Source organism: Methanocalculus sp. (assembly GCF_030651615.1).
GTDB lineage: Archaea > Halobacteriota > Methanomicrobia > Methanomicrobiales > Methanocorpusculaceae > Methanocalculus.
This window is the reverse complement of the sequence record NZ_JAUSCG010000010.1, coordinates 1-3,687: the sequence shown is the minus strand read 5'-3', so window position 1 is coordinate 3,687 and position 3,687 is coordinate 1. Positions and strand designations below refer to the sequence as shown.

Genomic DNA, 3,687 nt, shown 5'->3' with positions numbered 1-3,687 from the left:
AAGATCCCATTAAAACCATATCTTTGTGTCTTTGCGCCTTGGCGTGAGAAATAATCTACACTCCCTGAAATGGGATCACGCAAAGACGCCAAGCCGCAAAGGAATGATCTCACAAAAAGACATCGCTACCATCCTATTTGCTGAATCGTTCCTGTCTTAAGATCCAAATAAAACCATCTCTTTGCGTCTTTGCGCCTTGGCGTGAGAAATAATCTGCACTCTCTGAAATTGGATCACGCAAAGACGCCAAGCCGCAAAGGAATGATCTCACAAGGAGATGTCGCTATCATTCTAAGGATGAATCGTTCCTGTCTTAAGATCCCATTAAAACCATATCTTTGTGTCTTTGCGACTTGGCGTGAGAAATAATCTACACTCTCTGAAAATTGGATCACGATAAAGACGCCAACCGCAAGAGAATAATCTCACAAGGAGATGCCGCTATCATTCTAAGGATGAATCGTTCCTGTCTTAAGAGCCCAATAAAACCATCTTTTTGCGTCTTTGCGACTTGGCGTGAGCATCCTCCTACCTCTCCGAAAACGGGATCACACAAAGACGCGAAGTTCCTTCTGTTCAGGGTTACAGCACCCCTTTGCGTCTTTGCGCGAGCAGTAATCTTCCCACTGCACTGGAACCTCACGACAGGCTCCTCCGCAAGATCAGCGTTAAAAAAGCAATAATTTGAGAGAGGAGATGAGCTTCCTCGCTACCGAGGCCTCATCATTACTGCATCGGCACTTTTATCTCAATTGTATATGACTCGATCAGCCTGCTGTCGATTACCAGATAGTAGCTCCGACCTCCCTCATAGAACTTCTGCTTCCAGGGCCGGGGGTCGTTCTCACTCCAGCCCCGGTCATCAATTATCCCGCCAGGGCTCAGTGTCCCCACCTTCCGGCCTGGATCCTGTGCATCCATCACGGTAATCGAGAACTGCGGATATCCAACAGCTTGTGATGCTCCCTCTGCGATTGGACGGACCGATGGTGTAATCGAATACCAAAGCTCCCAGCGCGGGAAGGGGATCGAGAAGATCTGAGAAGTGCCGCTGAATTTCCCTTCAAAGATAGCGTACGTCTCAAGAGTCGTCATCCCCTCACCCGACTCGACCGGACGGCGGGATGTGATACCCCCCTCCTCCTGAGTTAGTTTGTAGGTTGCCGGATCGACGTACCCAAGCTCAATCGGCTTTCCATCCCATACCTGAGTTGGACTATCACCAATCCCGCTTCCTTCAACTGTTGACGGATGAGGTATAGTAATCTGACCAAGAGGCACTGCGCCTGGAACAGATGTCGGGGGTGTGGTCCTCTCCGGGGATCCCATCCCCGGGATCGCCGGGATGCTGAGATCCGGGCTCTCACCGGTCGCCATAGGTTTGATGACGACTGCAACGATGATAACAAAAACTATTCCAATCAGAAATGTGATACCATCTTTTTTGTCCAAATTATCTCCCTCCTCTCATCCATTCTACAATCTATTAGTATTCTGGCAATCCTGCGATCAGACGGGGAAAAGCTATCGCCCCAATACATGCAGTTCTGTATGATGAATAGATATTTATAGTATTGTACACACAAGTTCTGGTACGAATATTGGACTCTCCAATGTTCATGATTCGAATCAAAAGGTGATGTTATGATGACATTAAAACGAAAAGAGGACGGCTTCACCGGCCTTGAAGCTGCGATTGTTCTGATCGCATTCATCGTGGTCGCTGCGGTTTTCTCATATGTGATGCTCGGCGCTGGGTTCTTCACAACCCAGAAGAGCCAGGAAACTATCTACTCTGCCATCGGGCAGGCTGCAACGAATATGGAAGTCTCCGGACCGGTTATTCTGAAGACAGGTACTGACAGTAAAGTTGCATTCGCCAACTTCACCCTGATCCTTGCTGCAGGTGGAAATCCGGTTGATATCACCAAAGTGGTGTACACCGTATCGACACAGCAGGGTATTCGGGAGCTGGATTATGACAATGTTAAAGGTGGTTTGAGATGGTTCAACAATAATAGCAACACACTCCTTGAACGTGGTGAGATCATTGATGTCGGCATCAGCAGTGGTAATGGGGCAAACCTCATCGAAGCGAACCTGCCGTTCACCATTGAGGTGAAACCCGCTGTTGGTGCATCACTGCCGATCACCCGCTATGCACCGCTTTCATTTGCGGCGAATTCGATTTATGAGGTCTATTGAAGGTGATTACGATGAAAAGAAATGAACACGCATTTACCGGCCTTGAAGCCGCAATCGTCCTGATCGCGTTCGTCGTCGTCGCCGCGGTCTTCTCGTATGTGATGCTCGGTGCCGGATTCTTTACCGCTCAGAAGAGCCAGGAAGTCGTCCACACAGGTATCGCGCAGGCAGCGTCCAGCATTGAGTTAACCGGCGATGTCTATGGTTATGGGAACACCTCTTCAACAGGTCTGAAGAGTATTAACTTCACCATTGCCCTGACATCCGGGATGTCCCCGATGAACATCTCGGCGATGGTCGTATCCTATGCCGACCGGAACCAGAGAGAATATCTGACATATTCTCCGGGTTCAGCAAGTGTTTCCACATGGTATATCAGCAAATTCTTTAACAATGTCACAGATGACACGGTTCTTGAACCAACTGAGAAGTTCACGCTGACCATGACTCTTCCAACAAACAACCCCACTCCAAACACACGGTTTACAATCCTGATGCAGCCAGAAATTGGTGCACTGACAACCGTTGTACGGACTGTTCCAGCATCCATCTACCCGGTGAACATTCTCCGGTAAACCACTCACTTTTTTTTCTCTCATTCAATCGAATACCTCTCTTCTGCATGAATTTTTACCATTAACTCGCAGAATTCTGTATTTCCACTACCACAACATTTAAGTATTCATATGACGATATAGTATTAATATGGCAGTGAACCAGTCTCAGGTCGACAGCATTCTGGCGGGTGCATCAGCCGAGGATCCCGAGGTAAAACTGCAGAATCTGGAGCGAGAGGTTGAACTTCTCAAAAAATCGATCAAGAAGCTGCTGATCGATATTCGCGAGAGGTTAAACGAAGGGGATAATCCACTTACTGTCCTTGGACAGAAAGGTGAGGTGATCGCCGCAGGACTCACTGCTGAGGATGCAGCACGTCTGGAAGAGCTTGAATTAAAGGTTGCTGAACTTTTTGATATGCAGGAGGCCAATTCCGAAGAGGATGAGAAGCTTAAGGAATTGTTAAAACAACAATCTGAAATCAAAAAGGTCCCCGATAAACCAGCAGACTTCACCCTCCCACAACTCCCACCAGGCGATCCATCCATCCATCCGCAAACAAAAAAACCTCAGGCGAAGGCATTAAAAGACGAAAAACTCTGCCTTCAGAAGGTTTACCATCTTTTCAACTGGACAAAAGCCGCAATCACAAAATACGGGCATGACCGCCTTGATATCATGCTTGACAGTTACCGCTCAATTGGTTATATCACAAAAGATGCAGCTGACGAAGTGAAAGAGATCGCCCGGATTATGCCTGCATCTCTTGGAGAAGAGCATGAGGTGGGGGCAGATGAGTTTGTATCCGAACTCTATATACTCAACAGGATAATGGACCCCGATGATACATCCCTTGATCGGGATATGATCGCCGTAATGATGGAGCGGGACACGAAGAAGGGTTTTTCAAAGAGAAACCTCCCC

Annotated in this window: 4 protein-coding genes; 3 read left to right on the top strand and 1 reads right to left on the bottom strand. The window is 47.8% G+C overall.

The window, feature by feature from the left end; all coding sequences use genetic code 11:
- Positions 1 to 726 precede the first annotated feature (726 nt).
- Positions 727 to 1,452 carry a hypothetical protein gene (locus Q7V06_RS00385; protein WP_304836424.1) on the bottom strand — a complete coding sequence of 242 codons (726 nt, stop codon included), beginning with the start codon at positions 1,450 to 1,452 and terminating at the stop codon, positions 727 to 729.
- Between the two features lie 192 nt (positions 1,453 to 1,644).
- Here Q7V06_RS00385 and Q7V06_RS00380 point away from each other — a divergent pair, with 192 nt between their 5' ends.
- The 3 genes from Q7V06_RS00380 to Q7V06_RS00370 form a co-directional block, all read left to right on the top strand.
- Positions 1,645 to 2,205 (top strand): archaellin/type IV pilin N-terminal domain-containing protein, encoded by a 561-nt coding sequence (locus tag Q7V06_RS00380; protein ID WP_304836422.1) that lies wholly within the window; start codon positions 1,645 to 1,647, stop codon positions 2,203 to 2,205.
- A gap of 11 nt (positions 2,206 to 2,216) precedes the next feature.
- Positions 2,217 to 2,780, top strand: a complete 564-nt coding sequence (locus Q7V06_RS00375; RefSeq protein ID WP_304836420.1) for an archaellin/type IV pilin N-terminal domain-containing protein — start codon at positions 2,217 to 2,219, stop codon at positions 2,778 to 2,780.
- A gap of 130 nt (positions 2,781 to 2,910) precedes the next feature.
- A partial coding sequence (locus Q7V06_RS00370; RefSeq protein WP_304836417.1) for a FlaD/FlaE family flagellar protein occupies positions 2,911 to 3,687 on the top strand: 777 nt, incomplete at its 3' end.

Excerpts from the sequence above, each read along its gene's own strand:
- Q7V06_RS00380 (WP_304836422.1), top strand. The coding sequence starts at position 1,645 with ATGATGACATTAAAACGAAAAGAGGACGGCTTCACCGGCCTTGAAGCT.
- Q7V06_RS00375 (WP_304836420.1), top strand. The coding sequence starts at position 2,217 with ATGAAAAGAAATGAACACGCATTTACCGGCCTTGAAGCCGCAATCGTC.